Source organism: Pyruvatibacter sp. HU-CL02332, assembly GCF_040362765.1.
Classification (GTDB): domain Bacteria; phylum Pseudomonadota; class Alphaproteobacteria; order CGMCC-115125; family CGMCC-115125; genus Pyruvatibacter.
This window is the reverse complement of the sequence record NZ_BAABWK010000001.1, coordinates 767984-788892: the sequence shown is the minus strand read 5'-3', so window position 1 is coordinate 788892 and position 20909 is coordinate 767984. Positions and strand designations below refer to the sequence as shown.

Genomic DNA, 20909 nt, shown 5'->3' with positions numbered 1-20909 from the left:
TCGAACATGAGCCGCCCCCCTTTGGATTTGCGTGAGCGCAATGTGCTCACCTGAGGGTGTCGACTACGAAAGCCTTTGCCGTGAGGGCTTGAGGGTGAACCTGACCGGGACGCTCTCCCAGGAGGTCCTCTGTCTGGCTGCCGCTCATTTGAGGCGGCGGCCCCCTTTGCCCACGCTTTGCTGTGCCTGCATGAATACGTCACGACAGGCTTTTGCGAAGCCGGGGGATAGTGCCAGAGACGGGCCCTTTGAATCAAGGTCAGGAATGATGACCTTTTTCACGCAGTGGCAAAGGTTAATTTTCCATGTTTTTGGCCTGTTTTCGCGCCAAAATCCGCTGAAAACCGGGCGTAAACACGGTTAACGGCCCTGTTCACGCGGTCTCACACTCGTTTTACTGCACTCACACGGGTCGTGATTTCCCAATTTTTGGCGGGTTTGGCACTGTCGAAGTGTCGCAAGGGTGCTCGCGGGTCGGCGGTGTCCCCCGCCGCGTTTGTCCGGCCTGCGGGCCTCTTGCGTACCATTTTCCCGAATCCGTCATGGCGACAGACCGCCCGCATATGACCGCGGCGTGGCCTGTCCTCGAGCTGTTCTGACTGCCGGACATGGAGCGGTTGCACGTCTTCACTCGGTCATCACAGGTGTTTGAGGCCACGCGACGGCTTCGTGAGTTCCTTTTTGGGTGCTGGTTTCCGAGGTTGTGGGGGCGGTGAGAGACACCGCTGACCAACTCACTGATCCCCATGACCTCAAGAGGAGACACCCCATGAAGACCGCAACCAAAACTGCCTTTGCCGCTGCCGGCGCCCTGTCCGCCGCACTCACAATGGGCGCACTGACCGCCACACCTGCTGCCGCCGCTGACATGGAAAAATGCTACGGCGTCGCCCTTGCCGGTGAAAACGACTGCGCTGCCGGTCCGGGCACCTCATGCCAGGGCACATCCACGATCGATTATCAGTCCAATGCCTGGAAGCTGGTTCCTGCCGGCACCTGCACATCCATCGAAACACCGTTCGGCAATGGGTCGCTTGAAGACAGCGACAGCAACGTGCCTGCGTAACGCCTGACACGTCGAACAACGCACCGCTCCAGTTCAACGAGTAAGAAGCATGTCCCGGATGACCCATTCCCCTGAGATGTTTGCAGCTGACACCCCTGCTGCAGGTCGCACCCCCCTCGCGACCAATACATCCGTGCGGTCATCCGGGCAGTCTGCTTTTGACTCGCCCGGGCTTGAGCTTGCGTCTGCGGGTACCTCTTTGAAGCCGCAGCACTATTCTCAGATTTTGTCTGAGGCCTTTTCGCAAGGCAGTGCTGCGGACTTCTTTGAGGTGCATGCGGAAAACTATTTCAGCGACGGCGGTGCGCCGCACCGGTACCTCACCGCTATCCGCGAGCGGTTTGCGCTTTCGATCCATGGCATTGGATTGTCGATTGGTGGGGCGGGGCCTTTGGACCGTGACCACCTGGCAAATCTGCGCGCGCTTGTTGATCGCTATGAGCCTGCCCTCGTGTCAGAGCATCTGGCCTGGTGCGAAAATGGCGGCACCTATTTCAATGATCTGCTGCCGGTGACGCTGACATCAGAGGCGCTGGACATTGTCTGCCGCCACGTTGACCAGACACAGGAGACGCTGGGCCGCCAAATTCTCATCGAGAATCCGTCCAACTATCTGGCGTTTGAAGAAAGCGATATTCCGGAGACGGAGTTTCTCTCCGCAATGGCGCAACGCACGGGATGCGGGTTGCTGCTCGACATCAACAATGTGGTGGTGAGCGCCCATAACCTTCAAACGTCGCCGCGTGACTACCTTGATCGGTTTGATGTTGAGGCTGTTGGCGAAGTTCATCTGGGTGGCCACTCCGATGATGACCGCAGCGGCGTCACCCTCAAGATTGATGACCATGGCTCGGCACCCTCAGGGGATGTCTGGACGCTGTTTGACGATTTCCTCGCTGTCGCTGGCCCGCGCCCAACGCTTGTTGAGTGGGACCAGGACGTGCCTGCGCTTGATGTGTTGCTGAGCGAAGTTGCAACCGCGCGCGGCAAGCTGAAACAGACTTCAACAAAGGAGGTGAGTCATGTCCCGGCTCGCTGAATTGCAGACCAGTTTTGCGTCGGCCTTGCGCGACCCGGCCAACAGCCAGGTGATGCTGGACCTGGCGGCCATCGGCAATGAACCGCTGCCCCATCGTGCGCGGCTTGATGTCTATCGCAATAATGTCGCGTCCAGCCTGACAGATGCACTGGCGGCGCTGTATCCGGTTTGCCAGCGTCTTGTAGGTGAAGAGTTTTTCCGTGCCGTGGCACGTGCCTATTTCGAGCGCTCCATGCCGGATGCTGCTTCCCTGATCGGGTTTGCACCGGACTTTGCTGGCTTCCTGGTAGGCTTTGAACCCGCCCGCTCTGTGCCCTATCTGCCTGATATCGCGCGGCTGGAGCATGCCTGGCACAAGGTCTATCACGGTGCGGATGCTGACGTGCTCACCGCGCTGGACCTCCAGGCATTTGTTGACGTGCAGGGCGAGCAGGCGCTTGACCGGTTGGTGCTTGAACTTGCGCCAGCGCATCAACTTTTGATGTCGCCTTATCCCATTTCGCGCATCTGGCAGGCAAACCAGCCTGACCGAGATGGCGTGCTGTCAATTGCCGAAGACGATCGCAACGAACGCATCTTTGTGGTGCGGCCGCAGGCGCAGGTTGAGGTGCGCCGGGTCTCGCCGGGCGCGTTCGCTTTTCTGTGTGCTGTTCAGGGTGGTGCCACCCTGGGCCGTGCGCTGATTGCAGCGTTTGAAGAAGAGCCTGAGGGCGATCCGCAGATCGTTTTTGCCGAACTGCTCAATGCCGGAAGCTTTGTGCTACCGGACCACACATCAAAGGTGACGTCATGACTGCAGCAACCACTTCCCTCAATGGACTGGCGGGACTTGTTCAGCGCGTCATTGCGCTGATGTCGTCCCTGCCTGAATGGGTGATTGCCGTGGCCGCCCGTGTTGCGGTGGCAGGTGTCTTCTGGACGTCAGCGCGGCTCAAGGTTGATGGCTTTGCGCTCAAGGACTCGACCTATTTTCTGTTCGAGTATGAGTACGCTTTGCCGCTCATCCCGTCCGACTGGGCGGCGGTCATGGGCACCATTGCGGAGCACGTGTTCCCGATCATGCTGATTTTGGGTCTTGGCACACGATTTGGTGCACTGGGCCTGCTGGTGATGACGGCGGTCATTCAGACGTTTGTTTATCCCGGTGCGTGGAACCTGCACCTGCTGTGGGCCACTGGCATGCTGTATCTCATCATTCGTGGCCCGGGTGTGCTGTCGCTCGATCATCTGATTGCCAAGCGATACGCCGCATAGGCATGACACGCTGACAGCACCGGGCTGTCGGGTTAGGGTGCGCTGCTAGGGTTGAAACACATCAATCAATAGCGGAGCAAATCCCATGATGACTGAAGCCATTGCCCTTGGATTTGGGCTCTACATGCTTGCTGCGGGCATTGCCCTTGTTGCGACCCCTGACCGTAGCCGGGCCATGATGACGGATCTGCGTGAAAGCGCCGGGCTTTCTTTTGTCTGCGGCGTGCTGGTATTTTTCATTGGTGCCGTTTTGCTGGTGACCCATCATAAAATTGATACGCCACTTGAGATGGTCGTCACCGGTCTGGCCGCGGCGACACTCATTGAAGGGCTGATCTTCATTGCTGTCGGGTCGTCCTTCATGCGGCTTCTCAATCCGGTGATGAGCGGCAACTTCATCCGATTTTGGGGGCTGCTGGCGCTTGTGGTCGGTGGGGTGCTGACCTTTCTCGGGCTTGGTGGCCACTAGGCGACAATCCGGCGGCGGGGGACGGGATGCATTTTTCATCTGACAATGCGAGCGGCGTTGCGCCTGAAATCATGGCCGCTCTTGCGCGTGCCAATGACGGGCCCGCCTGGGCCTATGGCAAGGACGCGATTACCCGGCGGCTTGATGCGCTGTACTCCGAGATATTCGAGCGCGAAGTCCGCGTGTTTCCGCTGGCGACGGGGACGGCTGCCAATGCGTTGATCCTGGCATCGCTCACGCCGCCCTGGGGGGCTGTGTTCTGTGAGCAGATGAGTCACATCAATGTGGATGAGGGCGGCGCGCCGGAGTTTTATTCAAACGGTGCCAAGCTCATTCCCGTGCCTGGTCAACACGGGCGCATGGATGTGGCCGGGCTTGAAGAGGCGTTTGCGGCTCTGCCGCGTGGTGATGTGCATCATGTGCTGCCCAAGGTGCTGAGCCTGACGCAGGCAACGGAAAGCGGCACCGTCTACAGCGTCGAGGATGTGGGTGTGCTGTGTGACCGCGCCCACAAGGAAGGTCTTCGGGTGCATATGGATGGGGCGCGTTTTGCCAATGCCATGGCACATCTTGGCTGCACTCATGCAGAGGCGACGTGGAAAGCGGGTGTGGATGCACTGAGTTTCGGTGCCACCAAGAATGGTGCCATGGCGGCGGAAGCAGCGATCTTCTTTGATCCGTCCCTGGCGGAGCAGTTTGAGGCGCGCCGCATGCGGGGCGGTCATCTGTTTTCCAAGATGCGGTTTCTGTCCGCCCAGCTTGAAGCCTATGTGACGGATGATCTATGGCTGCGGCTGGCAGCCCATGCCAATGGTCAGGCTCAGGGTCTGGCGGGCATCGTGGCAGAGGCGGCAGGGGTCGATCTGGTTCATCCCGTTGAGAGCGATGAGGTCTTTGTCCGTTTTGAGGACAAGGCTGCCATATCGACACTGCGCGACTCGGGCGTGTCCTTTGTGCCGTGGGACCCGGCGGCGGGGATCATTCGGCTGGTGGCTTCTTTTCAGACGACAGACGAAGAGGTGCGGCAATTTCGCGCTGCACTGCACTCTGCTGTCGGCTATCAGGCCTGACTTTGAGGGCGGATGAGGCTCTGAGCCTTTGTCACGCTCACGTTCTGGGTGGCGGGTTTGTTTGTGACAGAAAAAACCATGATGACGCGGCGCAATATCCGTGGTCGCGCAAGTGCGACTCTTGCGCCCATTTGACCGATATCAATGTTGTACCCCCAGCATTCCTGCACTTAGCCTTACATAACAGCCCCTTTGTCCATGACCGGCGGGGGCGACTATTGAAGTGGGGCACGACGGGTCATGACGCACACACATACGCCAGAACCTCCCATCGCCAATGATGGGCGACTGACAGCCATGGGGTGGGGCGCGATTGCGCTGTTCATCGCAGGGGCTTTTCTGGGCATTTTTGTTATCGCCGGAGCATCCAGTGGTCCGATGATGCTGCATGGCGGCCTCATCACACTGTTCTGCCTGTTGGCGGTCATGTGGATCGGCGACCGGCACTTTGATTTTCTACAGCGCGGCCCGACCGCGCGGGCGCCTGACGGTGTGCAGTACAATGATGCGGTCATCCGCTGGGGCGTCATCGCCTCCACCTTCTGGGGTGTTGTCGGGTTCGTTGTCGGTCTCGTCATTGCGGTGCAGCTGGCCTACCCGGATCTGCTGACCGGGATTGCGGAGCTGAATTTCGGGCGTCTGCGGCCGGTGCATACGTCGGCTGTGATCTTTGCCTTTGGCGGCAACATTCTCATCGCGACATCGTTCTACGTGGTGCAGCGCACCTGCAAGGCGCGGCTGGCGGGCGACATTGCGCCGTGGTTCGTGTTCTGGGGCTATCAGCTGTTCATTGTGCTGGCAGCGACCGGCTATGTGTTCGGCGTTACCCAGTCCAAGGAATATGCAGAGCCTGAGTGGTATATCGACCTGTGGCTGACCGTTGTGTGGGTCGTCTATCTGCTGGTGTTCCTGGGCACCCTGTGGCGTCGCCGTGAGCCGCACATCTATGTGGCCAACTGGTTCTATCTCGCCTTCATCGTCACCATTGCGATGCTGCATATCGTCAACAACCTGGCTGTGCCGGTGTCGTTCACGGGTGACAAATCCTACATCCTGATGTCCGGCGTTCAGGACGCCATGACCCAGTGGTGGTACGGCCATAACGCGGTGGGCTTCTTCCTCACGGCCGGCTTCCTGGGGCTGATGTATTACTTCATTCCCAAGCGTGCCGAGCGACCGGTCTATTCCTATCGCCTGTCGATCATTCACTTCTGGGCGCTGATCTTCCTCTACATCTGGGCGGGTCCGCATCACTTGCATTTCACAGCGCTGCCAGACTGGGCGCAGACGCTGGGGGCGACGTTCTCGATCATGCTGTGGATGCCCTCCTGGGGTGGCATGATCAACGGGCTGATGACGCTTGCGGGCGCCTGGGACCGTCTGAGGACGGACCCGGTGATCCGCATGCTGGTGGTGTCTGTTGCCTTCTACGGCATGAGCACCTTTGAAGGTCCGCTTATGAGCATCAAGGCTGTGAACGGCCTGTCGCACTACACGGACTGGACCATCGGCCACGTGCATTCCGGTGCGCTGGGCTGGGTCGGCTTTGTGAGCTTTGGCGCTCTTTACTGCCTCACCCCATGGGTGTGGCGTCGTCAACGGCTCTACTCGCTGGCGCTGGTTGAGTGGCACTTCTGGGTCGCGACGCTGGGCATCGTGCTCTACATCACCTCCATGTGGGTGTCGGGCATTCTGCAGGGCCTGATGTGGCGGGCCTATGATGAGCTGGGCTTCCTTGAGTACTCCTTCGTTGAGACCGTGGAAGCGATGCATCCGTTCTATGTGATCCGTGCACTGGGGGGCGCACTGTTCGTCGTCGGCTCCCTGATCATGGCTTACAATCTGTACAAAACCGCCAAGGGTGAAATCCGCGCGAGCGAACCCCTTGATGCAACAGCCGGCCGCGCCCCACAGGGCGAGCTGGTTGCGGCACCGGCATAGGGAGGGCGAGACACATGTCCTTGTTCAGTCACGGCACACTTGAGCGCAACTCCCTGATCCTGACGGTCGCCATTCTGGTGGTGGTCTCGATCGGCGGCATCGTGCAGATCGCGCCATTGTTCTTCCTCTCCTCAACAATTGAGGAAGTGGACGGCATGCGGCCTTATTCTCCGCTGGAATTGGCGGGGCGCAACATCTACATCCGTGAGGGTTGCTACAACTGTCACAGCCAGATGATCCGCTCGCTGCGCGACGAAGTGGAGCGCTACGGCCATTACTCGCTGGCGGCGGAAAGCATGTATGACCATCCCTTCCAGTGGGGCTCCAAACGGACCGGCCCGGATCTGGCGCGGCTCGGCGGCAAGTACTCGGATGACTGGCATGTGCTGCACATGGCGGATCCGCGTGCGGTGGTGCCGGAGAGCATCATGCCGAACTACCCGTTCCTGGCGACGACACCGCTCAACTACAAAGGCTTTGAGGATCACCTCAAGACCAACCAGTTGATTGGTGTGCCGTATACGGACGAGATGGTTGAAAATGCCGAATCCGACATCAAGGCACAGGTGGACCCGTTCGGGGATGATTATGACGCGCTGCTGGCGCGGTACCCCAAGGCGCAGATCCGCGACTTTGACGGCAACCCGGAGATGATCTCCGAACTGGATGCCCTGATCGCCTACATGCAGATGCTTGGCACCCTTGTCGACTTCTCAGCCTATCAGGCTGAGGGCGAGAACATGCGCTAGGAGCTGACATCATGGGATATGACGAAATCAGAGGTATCGGCGGGGCCATTGGCCTGGTGATGCTGTTTGTCGGCTTCATCGGTGTCATTGCCTACGCGCTTTGGCCCGGCAACAAGCAGCGCTTTGACCATGCGGCCATGGCGCCGCTCGACGATGACGATGTGCCAGCGACCAATTCGGCAAACGGGGGTCAGTCCAAATGAGTGACAACAGTGAAAACAAGAACTCGGATGACGGCCGCTTTGTAGATGACTACACCGGTGTCGAGACCACGGACCATGAGTGGGACGGCATTCGCGAGCTGGATAACCCGCTACCGAAGTGGTGGCTCTACAGCTTCTACGCCTGCATTTTGTGGGCGGTCGTCTACTGGGTGCTCTACCCGGCATGGCCGCTTGCCTCCAGCTACACGCAGGGCATTCTGGGCTATTCCCAGCGCGCGCTTGTGACGGAGCAGGTGGAACAGTCACAGGCCGCATTGCGGGTCTATGACGATCAGATTCTGGCAGGCGAACTGAGCGACGTGCCGGGCAACCCGGAACTTCATTCCGTGGCGCTGGCCGGCGGTGAGAGTGCCTTTGGTGACAATTGCGCTGCCTGCCATGGGCGAGGTGCGCAGGGCTTCAAGGGCTATCCCAACCTCAACGACGATGCGTGGTTGTGGGGCGGCACGCTTGAAGACATCCGCGTGACTCTGCGTCACGGCATTCGCTGGGAAGCTGATGACGACACCCGGCTCAATGACATGCCGAAGTTCCTTGATGACGGCATCTTCTCCGCGGCCGAAGTCAGCGACACAACGCAATATGTGCTGCAGCTGTCCGGCAAGGATGTTGATGCAGAGGCGGCCCTGCGCGGCCAGGAGCTCTTCGGTGCGCAATGTGTGACCTGTCACATGGAAGGCGGCGTCGGGAACCAGGAGCTGGGTGCGCCCGATCTGACCGACGCGATCTGGCTTTATGGCGGTGACGAAGAAAGCATCTATGCGTCAATTGCTCACAGTCGGCGCGGCGTCATGCCCGCTTGGCAGGGGCGGCTTGACGAGGCCACCATTGCGAAACTTGCGCTGTATGTTCACTCGCTTGGTGGCGGTGAATAGAGCGTTGCATATGGACTGTCTGTAGGCGGATGACCGGGTGGGGAGGCCCGGCACATGAGCCCCTATAGATGACGGACGATCTTTGTCCCGGCTAGGAGGGGCGTGAATGTCAGCATCGAATGAAACCGGCGGCGGTCTTGCAGCGCTTGCGCAGGAAGCTGCAGCAAATGTGACGGGCGTTTCATCTGCGAAGGCGCATGAAAAGGTCGAGCGGCATGACGTTGAGGCGGTGAACTCCGCTGCCTCCCGCTCCCTGTATGTCAGCCGCCAGGCCATTCACCCCAAGCTGGTGCATGGCCTCTTCCGCAACGTCAAATGGGTGATGATGGCTGTCACCCTTGGCATCTATTACATCCTGCCGTGGATCCGCTGGGACCGCGGCCCCAATGCGCCGGATCAGGCGGTGTTGCTGGATATGCCTGGGCGGCGGTTCTATTTCTTTTTCATCGAAATCTGGCCGCAGGAAATCTATTTCGTGACCGGCCTGCTGGTGCTGGCGTCGCTGGCGCTGTTTTTAGCCACAGCCCTGTTTGGCCGTGTGTGGTGTGGCTATGCCTGCCCGCAGACCGTGTGGACGGACCTCTTCATCATGGTTGAGCGGATGATCGAGGGCGACCGTAACAAAAGGCTGAAGCTCGACAAGACTTCCATGTCGCTGAGCAAGTTCTTCAAGAAAGTCTCCAAGCACTCAGTGTGGCTGCTGATTGCGGTGGCGACGGGTGGCGCCTGGGTCTTCTACTTTGCCGATGCACCGCAGCTGGCGCGGGACCTGCTGACGCTGGATGCGCCCATGGTTGCCTATCTCTTCATTGGTGTGTTTGCGTCCACGACCTATCTGCTGGGCGGTCTCGCGCGCGAGCAGGTGTGCACTTACATGTGCCCATGGCCGCGTATTCAGGGGGCATTGGTGGATGATCAATCCTTCCTTGTCAGCTATCGCGCTGACCGTGGCGAACAGCGCGGGCCGCACCGCAAGGGAGATACGTGGGAAGGCCGTGGTGACTGCATCGACTGCAAGCAGTGTGTTGTTGCGTGCCCCATGGGGATTGATATTCGTGATGGCGACCAGCTTGAGTGCATTCAGTGTGCGTTGTGCATTGATGCCTGCAACGACATCATGGACAAGATTGATCGCCCGCGCGGCCTGATCACCTATGATAATTTCGACAATATGGACCGGCGGACCAAAGACCTGCCCATGCGGGTGCGTCTGCTGCGGCCGCGCACATTGCTGTATGCCGCGCTGATCGTGGTGGTCGGGGCCATCATGTTGTCCGTGCTGATTACGCGCTCGCCGCTGGACGTGAATGTCCTCAAGGATCGCAACCCGCTGTTCGTGACCCTGTCTGACGGCTCGATCCGCAATGGATATGAAGTCAAGATTCTCAACAAGGTGACGGAAGAACGGGTGTTCACCGTGAGTGTTGAGGGGCTTGAAGGTGTCAGGATTTCAACCCTGACCGAGAGTGACCTCGAGACGCTGCCTGTCGCCGTTCAATCGGACCGGCTGCGCAATGTGCGCCTGTTCCTGTCTCTTCCTGCTGACCGGGTGGAAACGCTTGAGGACGGGCGGGCTGACATTGCCTTTGTCATCACCGACACTGCCAGTGGGCTGCAGGTGAAAAACCCGACCACCTTCCGTGGTCCTGAGGAGCGCTAGCGATATGTCCGAGGCGGCGACAGTTAAACCCAGCAAGGCCAAGCGCCGATGGACCGGCTTTCATACGCTGGCTGCGCTTGTGGCGTTCTTCGGTGTCATTTTTGCCGTCAACGGCATCATGACCTACATCGCGCTGTCGACCTTTTCAGGCATTGAGACACAGAACGCCTATCAGACCGGGCGTGACTACAATGAACGCCTGGAAGCGGCGGCCGCGCAACAAGCGCTGGGGTGGCAGGTGTCTTTTGAGGAGGCATTTACTGCAACGCCTGACGGCGCAGATGCCACTGTGGCGGTGCAGGTGCGTGATGCCAATGGTGCGGCCCTGACGGGGCTTGGCGGCGATCTGACATTCTGGCGCCCTGTCGTGCGCGGTGAAGACATGGTGGCACCGCTGACTGAAACAGCACCGGGCGTGTATCGCGCACAGGCGTCGTTACCCGCACGTGGTCACTGGGAGATGCGGTTGCTGCTCGAGCGCGAAGAGGCGGCGCCCTATTATCTTGAAAAACGCATCTGGGCGGGAGGCCGCGACAGCGATGGCTGATGCCTCGGTCTCCAGTGGTGCTGATATCGGTCAGGATGTTCCTGACATTCCCGATACCTATGTGCGGGCGCTGGATGATGGTGGGTCCGTCGTCAATTTTGTTGTGGATGGCGTTCATTGTGGTGGCTGCGTCAAGCGCGTGGAGCGCGCGGTTAACGGGCTTGAGGGTGTTGCCAATGGGCGGCTCAATCTGTCCACCAAACGACTGACGGTGGTGTTTGAGCAGGCATTGGTGCGCCCGCGCGAGATTGTGTCCGCCATTGTCGGCGCGGGGTATGGCGCGCGGCCCTATGATCCCAAGACGCTGGAAACCCAGCAGGCGCGGGATGAAAAAGAACTCATCACCTGCATGGGCGTCTCAGGCTTTGCGGCAGCCAATGTGATGTTGCTGTCTGTCTCGGTGTGGGCGGGTCATTCCGGCGGCATGGAGCATGCTACGCGGGACATGTTCCATTGGATATCCGGGCTGATTGCCATGCCGGCCATTGCCTATGCGGGGCGGCCGTTCTTTCGCTCGGCCGTCCGGGCGTTGCGTGTCGGTGCCATGAACATGGATGTGCCGATATCGCTGGCCGTGTTGCTGGCGGCAGGCATGAGCCTGGCTGAGACCATTGCCGGGGCAAAGCACGTCTATTTTGATGCCTCGATCATGCTGCTGTTCTTCCTGCTGATCGGGCGCACACTGGACATGAAGATGCGTGGCCGTGCGGCGCTGGCCGCACAAAACCTGCTGGCACTGCGGGCTGACGCGGCCACGGTGATTGATGACGACGGCGTGGCGCGGGCGATGCCTGTGGAAGCCTTGAAGCCGGGCATGGTGGTGGCTGTTGCAACAGGCCAGCGCGTTGCTGCTGACGGGGTTGTGGAAGAAGGCCGGTCTGATCTGGATACGAGCCTCATCACCGGGGAGACAGCACCGGTGGCGGTGGCACCGGGGGCTGACGTCTTTGCCGGAACGCTGAATATGTCCGGGCCGCTGCGGGTGCGCGTGACCAAGGGAGATGAAGCGACGCTGCTGAGTGAGATTGTCCGGCTGATGGAAGCCGCCGAGCAAGGGCGTGACACCTTTGTGCGTATCGCTGACAGGGCAGCACGGGTCTATGCGCCTGCTGTGCACATTCTGGCGGCAGCGACGTTTATCGGCTGGATGCTGCTGGGTGGTCTGGCTTGGGACGGCTCGCTCAAGATTGCCATTGCGGTCCTGATTATTACTTGCCCCTGTGCGCTGGGGCTTGCTGTGCCGGTGGTGCATGTGGTCGCAAGCGGGCGGTTATTGTCGCGTGGTGTGTTGCTCAAATCCTCCGATGCGCTGGAGCGGCTGGCGGAGGTAGATACGCTCGTCTTCGACAAGACCGGCACGCTGACCCATGGGCGGCTTGCGCTTGATGAAGCGGGTGTTGACCGTACGGTGCTCGAACGCGCTGCAACCCTTGCACGGGCGAGTACCCATCCCCTGAGCCGCGGGCTGGCTCAGGCGGCAGGAGTGGGCGCCCAGTGTGATGATGTGAGCGAGCATCCCGGTCAGGGGCTGATGGGCACCGTTGAGGGGCAGGCGGCGCGCCTTGGCAGTGCGGCTTTCGTTGGTGGTGTCGATGTCGCTGAGAGTGACGCGACCGGACCTGAAATATGGTTCCGCTGTGGAGATGCAGCTCCGGTGCGGTTTGGATTTCTGGATGGTTTGCGTGAGGACGCATCGGCCGTCATTGATTGGGCAACTGATCGCGGCATGAAGATTGTGCTTTTGTCCGGCGACCGTTTGGCCACGGTGGAGGCCGTGGCGCAGGAGGCTGGCATTTCAGACTTTGCCGGTGGCTTGCTGCCACAGGACAAGATCGCCCGGCTTGAAGAGCTAGCGACCCAGGGTGCGAAGGTGCTGATGGTGGGCGATGGTCTCAATGATGCCCCGGCACTTGCGGCCGCTCACGTGTCCATGTCGCCTGCGTCCGGTGCTGATGTCTCTCAGGCGGCGGCGGATCTGGTGTTCCAGGGACAGGAGCTGGCGCCTGTCACCGTGGCCCTTGATGTGGCGCGCGGAAGCCAGCGGCTGGTGCTGGAGAATTTTGGGCTATCGCTGGCCTACAATGCGGTGGCGGTGCCCATCGCGGTGGCGGGCTATGTGACGCCATTGATTGCGGCCATTGCCATGTCATCGTCGTCCATTCTGGTCACGGCCAATGCCATTCGGCTACGGTGGGGCAGGATGGGGCTACCTGAAACCGCAAAAGAGGATGCGCACTGATGGACGTACTGGCGATGCTCATCCCGGCTGCGTTGTTTCTGGGGCTGCTCGGGCTTGCCGCCTTTTTGTGGGCACTCAAGAGCGGTCAGTTTGATGATCTTGATGGCGCGGCGGAACGCATCCTGTTTGATGATGACGACGACTTTCCGCCCAGCGATCAGCCAAGCGATGAGCCGCCGCGCAACAAGCTCTAGGCGTGCGGGGTATCAGGGCGTTTCATCCTGTCGGCGAGATCAAGAAACCGCGCGCAGAGCGCCAGAAACAGGCGCCGGATTTCCAGTCGTCCATGCGCAGGTAAAAGACCGCAAGGGCGAGCGCGCTGGACATGGCCATGAAGACCGTCGACAGGGCGGTGACGGCACCAGACTCACCAAAGTGAAACATCGGCTCATCGGCAGGGGCCGCCACGATGGACAGGGCGATCCAGCCCATGACGCCCAAGACACCGAGGGCGGCAAAGCTTGCAAAAAAGTAGGGCGATACCGGCGTTTGCATCTTCGAAATCCTTTCGCGCGCGAGGGCGTGGTCCCCCAGGAGCAGACGGGAATTCTAGGTGTTTTTGCTAAACGCACTGTTAGCGGGGGATGAGCGCCGCTACCCCGCTTCGGGTGCAATCACCTCCTTGTAGGCGTGCCATGTGGCGTGACCGACAAGGGGGAAGGTGACGACGAGGCCCACAAAGAGACTGGCGATACCGAAAGTTGTCAGCACCAGAATGAGCCACGCCCACAACAGCATGGGGCCGAGGTTTTCCTTCACGGCCCTGACGCTGGTAATGATGGCGGTCACCGCATCGATGTCGCGTTCCAGCAGCATGGGAACGGAAACGACAGCGGTGGCGAACACGACCGTTGCGATAGCGCCGCCGATGAGGGTGCCGACCACGAGCAGGGCCAGTCCGCGCGGCTCAAGAATGAGTGCGGGGAAGAACTGTTCAAAGGGCGGGATTGATTCAACGCCGAAGAAGATGGCGAACAACAGCGTGGCGATGCGAATCCAGGCGAGCAGCATCAAGGACAACAACACGCCGATGAAGGCGAGCTGGACGGGGGCTGCGGTGGAGACGAAGGCCACGTCCTTGCGGGTGACGGTTTCGCCTTTTGCCAGCTTGCGCGACATCTCATAAAGGCCGACGGCGAGGAGCGGGCCGACGAGCATGAAGCCTGCGGCGAGCACCAGCACCAGCGAAAACAATTCCAGATAGATCAGCAGGGCGGTGAGACCGGCTGATGTGCCGACAGCGACGAGGCCATAGCCCAAACTCAGGCCGGGACGCATCCACATGTCGCGCCAGCCGGCAGCGAGCCAGCGCCAGGGGGCGTCCATGGCAATGCTTTGAACCACGGGCGGGGCTTTTGGCGGCGGCATCGAGTGGTCGATAGCATCCGGATTTGTGTCCTGCGAGCTCATGGTCTGTCCTCCCGGTATTTCCCCATGATGAGCATTATGCGCGATGTGACCAGACTGTGAATTGATACGGCGCAATTTCGCGGGCAGATGACGCAGAAAAATGCACCAAAAACCCCCATTTTCTGAGGGGGTTACGGGTTTTGGGCCGGCACAGCTGTGTCCCGCGCGCGTGGGTCGCAGAATGGCCCATGTCTCTCTATATTGGCGGAATATGGGAACTTTCAGCCAGATTGGGAGCGGCGTGACGCGCACCGGGGTCCTTTACCTGTTTGCGGCATTGATGCTGCCGACGATGGCTGTCGTTCCGTCGGTGCCGGCCGACGCTGCCCAACGCTCGCCGGGCCTTGTGGCGGAGCGTGGCTACGTGGTGCGGTTTGAAGGCGTCAGCGGCGATCTGCTGGGGCGGCTGGAAAGCGTCTCGCAACTGGTCCAGCGCCGCGATACGCCGCCACCCAGCATTGGTGGCCTGCGTCGTCGGGCGCAATCAGACATCAATCGCATGACCAAGGTGCTGCAGTCTCGCGGTTACTTTGAAGGCAGCGCCGCCTATCAGATCGACATCCGGGGCGATGCGGTCCCTCAACCGGTCGATACGGCCTCATCGCAAACGGACCAGCTGCCGGATATGGACGTTCAGCCGGACGTGCCGACGGGACCCATGGGCGTTGTGGTGTCCATTGCGCCGGGCCCACAATTCGTCATGGGTGCCAGCCGGATTGACTATCGCGATACCGATGCCGCAACCCAGGACCTGCCCGCAACGCTTGGCACGTTTGATGTGGCGGCAGGAGCACCTGCCATTGCGTCCACCATTCTGAGCGCGGAAAAGAAACTGATTGTGGTTTTGCAGCAATCAGGATTTCCCTTTGCCAAGACCGCTGGCCGTAAAGCGCTGGCGAATGTGGAGACGGACACACTGGACGTCACCACCCATGTGCAGCTTGGCGACAAGGCGACGTTTGGCGCGCTCACAGTCGAGGGACTGGAGCGGGTCGAGCCGCGCTATATCGATGAGCGTGCAACCTTCAAGGCCGGCGAAGAGTACGACACCAAGAAACTGAGCGAAATGCGTGCTGCGCTCGTGCGCTCGGGCCTGTTCACTGGTGTGCGATTTGAAACGGCCAAACAGGTTGCTGCTGACGGCTCCCTGCCGGTGACCTTGAAAGTGACGGAACGTGCCCACCGCACAGTCGGTGTGGGTGCCAAGTATTCCAGTACGGAAGGCTTTGGTGTTGAAGCGCATTGGGAGAACCGCAACCTGCTGGGCGAAGGCGAGCAGCTGCGTTTTGAACTGCGTCTGTCAGAGATTGAGCAGGAAGCAGAAGCGCGCTACCGGGTATCCGGTTTCAGACTGCCGCAGCAGACCCTTGAGCTGGGTGCGTTGGCAGGACGGGAATCCACTGACGTGTATGAGCGTATTGGTGGCACTTTGTCCGCAGCGCTTGAGCGACCTCTGGGCGAGCGATGGACCGGCCGTGCAGGCGTTGTACTGGACATTGCCGAAATTGATGAAGTTGGCGAGCCAACTGAAACCTCCATGCTTGTGGGTGTGCCGCTGAGGGCAAGCTATGATGGATCCAACAGTGCACTGGACCCCACCAGCGGGTACCGCCTGACGGTGGGGGCCACGCCATATGCGGGCCAGTTCAATGACTTTCTGGCGTTCCATGTGGCGGATGCGGAGGCACGCACTTACCTGCCGCTGAACAACTCGAAGAGTCTCGTCTTTGCGACCCGTGGCCGGCTTGGGTCCATCGTGGGTGCACGCACGGGGGAACTGCCGGCCGACAAACGCTTCTTTGCAGGCGGGGCCGGATCCATACGCGGGTTTGAGTTTCAGGAAGTTGCACCGCTTGGCAGCGACGGCACGCAGGAAGGTGGCCGCAGCCTTGTCGAGTTTTCCAACGAGTTGCGATGGCGCTTCTGGGATGACTACGGAATTGTACCGTTTGTTGATGGCGGCGCGGTGTCGGATGCATCCGTCCCGGACTTCAAGGATGAGTTCGCCTGGGCAGGCGGGCTGGGTTTTCGGTACTACACGTCCTTTGGTCCGCTGGGTGTTGATCTTGCCTATCCCATCACCACCCCCTCTGACGAAGAGGCCAGCCTCAAGTTCTACGTGACGCTGGGTCAGGCTTTTTGATGCCTTCCTTTCTTGATGATGTGGACTGGGTGCGGGTGCGTGCTTTGGCTGCGAAGCTGTTGCGCCTTGTGCTCATCGGTGCCGCGTCCCTTGCGGCGTTGGCCGTGGTCGTGGCGCTGGTCGCTTTCATCGTGCTGCAGATCACGCCGGTGCGTGAAGCCATAGGTGCGCGGGTTGTTGCACTGCTTGGCGAAGGCGACGGGCTTACATTTGAAATTGATGGGTACGACGGCATCTGGCCGGTGCAGCTTGGTATTGAAAAGCTGACAGTGCGTGACGGCGGGACACTGATTGCTGAAGCGCACACCATTGATATTGCATGGTCGCCCTGGGCTTTGTTGAGCGGGACGGTGCATGTGCGCCGCTTTGATGTTTCACAGATCAAGCTTCATGCGCTGGCACAAAGTGATGACCAGACGAATGAGCCTCCCGGTCCTCTGATCCCCACACTGCCGGTTGATGTGCAGGTTGATGCATTTGATCTGCCCCAGGTAATTCTGGCTGCGGGGATTGCCGGGGATGAGACAGTTACGCTGACCACGCGTGGCCATGTGATGCTTGCCGGCGGTAATGTGCAAACCGACCTGACGGCGACGCGCAGCGACGGTGGTAATTTTGACCTCGCGGTCATGGCCAACATTGCGCCGGCGGCCGAGCGGTTTGAGTTTGATCTGAAGCTTGTTGACGGTGTGCCGGGTGCGCCCGGGTTGATTGCATCGATTGCCGATAACAAAGATCTCGCCGTGGTCACGGTCACGGCCAAAGCGTCGGGGCCGGTTGACGCATGGAATGCTCATGTCAACGCGCAGACAGGCCAGATGGGTGTGCTGGATGTATCGCTGGCGGGAGACCGGCGTGAAGGAGAGGTGGTGGACCTTGCTCTTACATTCGTGCCCGGCTCTGCACTTAGCGATTTGCCGCAGCCGCTACAGGTCACGGCAGCCGTTACGCATAGCGGTGAGGTCTATTCAACAGACAGCTTGAACATCGTGGCGGGTGATGCCGGTCTCACCGGCAAGGCGATGCTGGCAGACCCCTTGGGCACGCCGCATCTCACTTTGTCAGGCGATGCCGTGAAGCTGTCAGCGGTCGCCGGTGTGCAAGTACCCGATATCATTGGTCTGGTTGTTGATCTGACGTCGGATGCCAGCATGACGCAGATTGATGTTGAGACACTGAGTGTTGAAGCAGACGGTTTGGCTGCATCCTTTGCCGGACGGGTTGATCTGGATGCGGGGTTGATGAGCGGTCTTGCTGTTGTTGAGACCGCGGACATTGCGCCATGGGCAGAGCTTACTGAGGTGGATGCTGCGGGTGCACTTCAGGCGCGTGCTGACATACAGACACTTTGGTTTGACGGGCGCATTGACGGTGACGTCACAGCGGAGTTTGCGCCGACCCACCTGCCCATAGACGGATTGGCTGAGGTGATTGGCGCGTCTTTGGTTTTGGACGGACGGTTTGCGTCGGCTAAGGACGGCGATGGCACTCGGATTGATGCGCTTTCCATCGCGCCTGCATCGGCTTTGTTTACCGTTGAAGTGAATGGCACTGTATCGCCGACCCGGCTGGACGTTCAGACGGACTTCACCGCACAGGACCTGTTACCTTTTTCGATGCTGGCTGGGACGCCCCTGACAGGAGCAGCGTCCCTTGCAGCTACGATAGGGGGCGCGCCGGACAACCTTTCAACGGACGCGCAACTTGCCTTGCGTGGCGCACAAGTTGGTGGCGTTGCGTTGGATGGTACGGTGCGGGCGGAGTTGCAGCTTGCGCCCGGCGTCAGCGGTCCAGTGGCGTTTGACGGCAGTATTGCCGGGGCCGATGCCACCGTGACGGCCAAGCTGACAGCGCTGGACGGTACGACGTCCATTGATGACATCACGGCTGCGTTGCTGGATATGGCCGTTACCGGCAACGCATCTGTACAGCCAGGTGGTGCCGTTACGGCGGACATAGATGGTACAATTCAGTCGCTCGCAGCCGTTGGACGTATTGTGGAAACGCCGCTTGGCGGGGCCGGGTCCTTTGCGGTGAAAAGCCGCCCGAGTGATCGCGGGAACCGGGTCTCCGTGAATGCTGCCTTGCGTCAGGTGCAGGCGGGCGGTGTCGACGTGCAACAGCTGCGCCTAAAGGGTGCCATTGCGCCTGCCGGAGATCTGTCTGCGAAAGTGACGCTCCAGCGCATGGCTGTAGCCAACATTTCTGCGGCAAGCGGTGTTGTTGATGTGTCGGGCAAGGTCGAGCAGTTGGCCATTGCGGCAGACTTGGATGGTCTTTCGACTTTTGAAGGGCAGCAAGGCACCGGGACGCTTGATGCAAAGGCTCTTTATGATGGGGCGGCTTCAGCCATCGTGCTCTCGACACTTGAAGGCATGCTGGCGCGCACGGCTGTTGCACTTGAAGCACCTGTGACGGTGCAGCTTGGCAATGGCCTGCGTATTGAAGATCTTTCGCTTGCCCTTGGCAGTGGGCGTGTTGTTCTGGATGTGGCGCAGCGGCCGGGTGCTTTTGCTGCCACCACTCAGGCGCAGGATGTGCCTTTGGGGCTGCTTATTGCGCTGGCGGGGCAAACCAGCGAAGCGCGCGGCACGCTCAGCGGCGACCTCAAACTCACAGGCAAAGGCCGCACGGGCAATGGCAGCGCGGACATTGTGGTCTCGCCGGTAACGCTCTCGTCTTTGGCGGGAGGTGGCGGTGCCTCTGAGATTCCTGAATTCACTCTGGATGCAGACTGGGACGGGCGTGTTGCCACAGCACGCCTCACAGCTGACATGCCGGGTGCCGAAGATCTTTTTGCTACAGCTTCGCTGCCCATGACGGCGCGCCGTAGTATGCCCTACCTTGCACCAAAGTCCCGACTTGAAGCGCAATTGAAAGGCACACTTGATGTGGGTGCCGTGTGGCCGCTGGTGCCAGTGGACGGGCATTTGATGGCGGGGCTTTTGAAACTGGACCTCACGGCCAGTGGTCCATTTTCTGACATGGTGTTTGCAGGCACTGCCCGGATGGAGGGTGGTCTGTATGAAGGCTTTGAGACTGGTGTTGTTTTGTCGCCGCTTGATGTGTCTGTTGAAACGCGTAGCGGGGAGGCCACTGTTACTGTGTCTGCACGGGACGGTTCGACAGGCACGTTGATGGGCGACGGGTCTTTTGACATGCGCGACAGTGCAAGAGACAGACTGCGGGTTGCTCTTGATATGTCGTCGTTCCGCATTTTAGGGCGTGATGACCTTACGGCTCTGGCAAGCGGCGACATCAATGTCTTGTGGGCGCGGGGGGCTGATGGCGCGATTGAACCGCTGACGATTGGCGGCGACATCACGGTTGAGCGGCTTGAGGCTCAGATCCCCGATCAGCTGGCCTCCGACGTTGAGACAATTGATGTGACGCGGGTGTCTGCCGATGGAGAGCCCCTTGATCCTGATGCTGCTCAAGCTGGCTCAGATGAAGAGGCGCCTATTGAACTGGCGCTGAATGTTGATGTGCCGAATTCAGCCTTCGTGCGCGGACGTGGCCTTGAATCCGAATGGTCGGGACAGCTTGAGGTTTTGGGATCTGTAACGGCGCCTGACTTGCGCGGGGCGTTTCAGGTTGAACGGGGCACGTTTGATTTCCTTGGCCAGACCTTTGATCTGGCAGGCGGACGCATTGAATTCAGTGGGGGACGTGAGATTGATCCCTATCTCGATGTGAAGGCGGTCTATGAGGATGACGGCTTCAAAGCCATTGTGTCGGTCAGCGGGCTTTCGTCTGACCCAACGCTTGTTGTGACCTCGGAACCTGTGTTGCCACAGGAAGAAATTCTGGCGCGTATTCTTTTTGGCACCAGCACTGGCCAATTGTCGGCGCTTCAGGCTGTGCAGTTGGCGGATGCGGCGGCAACACTTTCAGGTGCCTCAAGTGGAGCCGGTGTGCTCGACACCATGCGCCGGGCCTTGGGAGTTGATGTGCTGTCAGTGGGCGAGAGTGGTGTCGAGGTCGGGTCCTATGTGCGTGAAGGCGTCTATGTGGGGGTCAGTCAGGGACTGGATTCTGGATCGGGCGAAGTGAGCGTGGAAGTAGAGCTTACGGATGAAGTCTCCCTTGAAAGCGGGGTCGGCGCTGCGGGCGATACGGATGTCGGAGTGACCTGGGAACGGGACTATTGAGCCATTTTTCGTGTGTCAGGTTGCATTATCGTGAAGTTAACCGGGGGCGTTTAGTCTCGTGATCTGGTGGCG

General features: G+C 60.0%; 18 protein-coding genes. 16 read left to right on the top strand and 2 right to left on the bottom strand.

Translation table 11 applies throughout. The annotated features are described in order from the left end of the window. Positions 1-769 precede the first annotated feature (769 nt). The 14 genes from ABXH05_RS03780 (at position 770) to ccoS (ending at position 13327) form a co-directional block, all read left to right on the top strand. The gene (locus ABXH05_RS03780) at positions 770-1066 is read left to right on the top strand and encodes a BufA1 family periplasmic bufferin-type metallophore (protein WP_353559845.1); all 297 of its coding nucleotides are present in this window, start codon (positions 770-772) and stop codon (positions 1064-1066) included. Positions 1067-1124: 58 nt separating this feature from the next. Continuing rightward, positions 1125-2105, top strand: a complete 981-nt coding sequence (gene bufB / locus ABXH05_RS03775) for an MNIO family bufferin maturase (RefSeq protein ID WP_353559844.1) — start codon at positions 1125-1127, stop codon at positions 2103-2105. Beyond that, positions 2089-2898, top strand: coding sequence for an HvfC/BufC N-terminal domain-containing protein (locus tag ABXH05_RS03770; RefSeq protein WP_353559843.1), 810 nt, complete (start codon positions 2089-2091; stop codon positions 2896-2898). Before bufB ends, ABXH05_RS03770 begins: the two co-directional genes overlap by 17 nt. After that, the gene (locus tag ABXH05_RS03765) at positions 2895-3359 is read left to right on the top strand and encodes a DoxX family protein (protein WP_353559842.1); all 465 of its coding nucleotides are present in this window, start codon (positions 2895-2897) and stop codon (positions 3357-3359) included. Before ABXH05_RS03770 ends, ABXH05_RS03765 begins: the two co-directional genes overlap by 4 nt. Positions 3360-3444: 85 nt before the next feature. Continuing rightward, complete coding sequence (locus ABXH05_RS03760) at positions 3445-3828, top strand: hypothetical protein (RefSeq protein WP_353559841.1); 384 nt, start codon at positions 3445-3447, stop codon at positions 3826-3828. A 26-nt stretch (positions 3829-3854) separates the two neighbouring features. Beyond that, positions 3855-4898, top strand: coding sequence for a threonine aldolase family protein (locus ABXH05_RS03755; protein WP_353559840.1), 1044 nt, complete (start codon positions 3855-3857; stop codon positions 4896-4898). Positions 4899-5138: 240 nt separating this feature from the next. After that, positions 5139-6839: a cytochrome-c oxidase, cbb3-type subunit I gene (ccoN, locus tag ABXH05_RS03750; RefSeq protein ID WP_502947709.1), complete on the top strand. Its 1701-nt coding sequence runs from the start codon at positions 5139-5141 to the stop codon at positions 6837-6839. A gap of 14 nt (positions 6840-6853) precedes the next feature. Beyond that, positions 6854-7588: a cytochrome-c oxidase, cbb3-type subunit II gene (ccoO, locus tag ABXH05_RS03745; RefSeq protein ID WP_348137808.1), complete on the top strand. Its 735-nt coding sequence runs from the start codon at positions 6854-6856 to the stop codon at positions 7586-7588. 11 nt (positions 7589-7599) lie between these two features. Beyond that, positions 7600-7791 (top strand): cbb3-type cytochrome oxidase subunit 3, encoded by a 192-nt coding sequence (locus ABXH05_RS03740; RefSeq protein ID WP_353559839.1) that lies wholly within the window; start codon positions 7600-7602, stop codon positions 7789-7791. Then, positions 7788-8687, top strand: coding sequence for a cytochrome-c oxidase, cbb3-type subunit III (gene ccoP / locus ABXH05_RS03735; protein ID WP_353559838.1), 900 nt, complete (start codon positions 7788-7790; stop codon positions 8685-8687). The genes ABXH05_RS03740 and ccoP overlap by 4 nt, the downstream gene beginning before the upstream one ends. Positions 8688-8793: 106 nt before the next feature. Further along, positions 8794-10347 carry a cytochrome c oxidase accessory protein CcoG gene (gene ccoG / locus ABXH05_RS03730; protein ID WP_353559837.1) on the top strand — a complete coding sequence of 518 codons (1554 nt, stop codon included), beginning with the start codon at positions 8794-8796 and terminating at the stop codon, positions 10345-10347. Between the two features lie 4 nt (positions 10348-10351). After that, complete coding sequence (locus ABXH05_RS03725) at positions 10352-10894, top strand: FixH family protein (RefSeq protein ID WP_353559836.1); 543 nt, start codon at positions 10352-10354, stop codon at positions 10892-10894. Next, positions 10887-13133, top strand: a complete 2247-nt coding sequence (locus ABXH05_RS03720; protein WP_353559835.1) for a heavy metal translocating P-type ATPase — start codon at positions 10887-10889, stop codon at positions 13131-13133. Before ABXH05_RS03725 ends, ABXH05_RS03720 begins: the two co-directional genes overlap by 8 nt. Continuing rightward, positions 13133-13327: a cbb3-type cytochrome oxidase assembly protein CcoS gene (ccoS, locus tag ABXH05_RS03715; RefSeq protein WP_353559834.1), complete on the top strand. Its 195-nt coding sequence runs from the start codon at positions 13133-13135 to the stop codon at positions 13325-13327. The genes ABXH05_RS03720 and ccoS overlap by 1 nt, the downstream gene beginning before the upstream one ends. Before the next feature lie 22 nt (positions 13328-13349). Here ccoS and ABXH05_RS03710 read toward each other — a convergent pair whose 3' ends face one another. Together ABXH05_RS03710 and ABXH05_RS03705 are read right to left on the bottom strand one after the other, a co-directional pair. Beyond that, positions 13350-13628 (bottom strand): hypothetical protein, encoded by a 279-nt coding sequence (locus ABXH05_RS03710; RefSeq protein ID WP_353559833.1) that lies wholly within the window; start codon positions 13626-13628, stop codon positions 13350-13352. Between the two features lie 99 nt (positions 13629-13727). Next, on the bottom strand, positions 13728-14543 hold the full coding sequence (locus ABXH05_RS03705) for a DUF2189 domain-containing protein (RefSeq protein ID WP_353559832.1): 816 nt from the start codon (positions 14541-14543) through the stop codon (positions 13728-13730). 241 nt (positions 14544-14784) lie between these two features. Between ABXH05_RS03705 and ABXH05_RS03700 the strand changes: the two genes are divergently transcribed. Next, entirely contained in the window at positions 14785-16686 is a 1902-nt protein-coding gene (locus tag ABXH05_RS03700; protein WP_353559831.1) for an autotransporter assembly complex protein TamA, read from the top strand. Next, positions 16686-20837, top strand: a complete 4152-nt coding sequence (locus tag ABXH05_RS03695; RefSeq protein ID WP_353559830.1) for a translocation/assembly module TamB domain-containing protein — start codon at positions 16686-16688, stop codon at positions 20835-20837. Before ABXH05_RS03700 ends, ABXH05_RS03695 begins: the two co-directional genes overlap by 1 nt. Positions 20838-20909 lie beyond the last annotated feature (72 nt).

Coding starts and splice junctions, on each gene's coding strand:
- ABXH05_RS03780 (WP_353559845.1), top strand. CDS start 770: ATGAAGACCGCAACCAAAACTGCCTTTGCCGCTGCCGGCGCCCTGTCC.
- bufB (WP_353559844.1), top strand. CDS start 1,125: ATGACCCATTCCCCTGAGATGTTTGCAGCTGACACCCCTGCTGCAGGT.
- ABXH05_RS03770 (WP_353559843.1), top strand. CDS start 2,089: ATGTCCCGGCTCGCTGAATTGCAGACCAGTTTTGCGTCGGCCTTGCGC.
- ABXH05_RS03765 (WP_353559842.1), top strand. CDS start 2,895: ATGACTGCAGCAACCACTTCCCTCAATGGACTGGCGGGACTTGTTCAG.
- ABXH05_RS03760 (WP_353559841.1), top strand. CDS start 3,445: ATGATGACTGAAGCCATTGCCCTTGGATTTGGGCTCTACATGCTTGCT.
- ABXH05_RS03755 (WP_353559840.1), top strand. CDS start 3,855: ATGCATTTTTCATCTGACAATGCGAGCGGCGTTGCGCCTGAAATCATG.
- ccoN (WP_502947709.1), top strand. CDS start 5,139: ATGACGCACACACATACGCCAGAACCTCCCATCGCCAATGATGGGCGA.
- ccoO (WP_348137808.1), top strand. CDS start 6,854: ATGTCCTTGTTCAGTCACGGCACACTTGAGCGCAACTCCCTGATCCTG.
- ABXH05_RS03740 (WP_353559839.1), top strand. CDS start 7,600: ATGGGATATGACGAAATCAGAGGTATCGGCGGGGCCATTGGCCTGGTG.
- ccoP (WP_353559838.1), top strand. CDS start 7,788: ATGAGTGACAACAGTGAAAACAAGAACTCGGATGACGGCCGCTTTGTA.
- ccoG (WP_353559837.1), top strand. CDS start 8,794: ATGTCAGCATCGAATGAAACCGGCGGCGGTCTTGCAGCGCTTGCGCAG.
- ABXH05_RS03725 (WP_353559836.1), top strand. CDS start 10,352: ATGTCCGAGGCGGCGACAGTTAAACCCAGCAAGGCCAAGCGCCGATGG.
- ABXH05_RS03720 (WP_353559835.1), top strand. CDS start 10,887: ATGGCTGATGCCTCGGTCTCCAGTGGTGCTGATATCGGTCAGGATGTT.
- ccoS (WP_353559834.1), top strand. CDS start 13,133: ATGGACGTACTGGCGATGCTCATCCCGGCTGCGTTGTTTCTGGGGCTG.
- ABXH05_RS03710 (WP_353559833.1), bottom strand. CDS start 13,628: ATGCAAACGCCGGTATCGCCCTACTTTTTTGCAAGCTTTGCCGCCCTC.
- ABXH05_RS03705 (WP_353559832.1), bottom strand. CDS start 14,543: ATGAGCTCGCAGGACACAAATCCGGATGCTATCGACCACTCGATGCCG.
- ABXH05_RS03695 (WP_353559830.1), top strand. CDS start 16,686: ATGCCTTCCTTTCTTGATGATGTGGACTGGGTGCGGGTGCGTGCTTTG.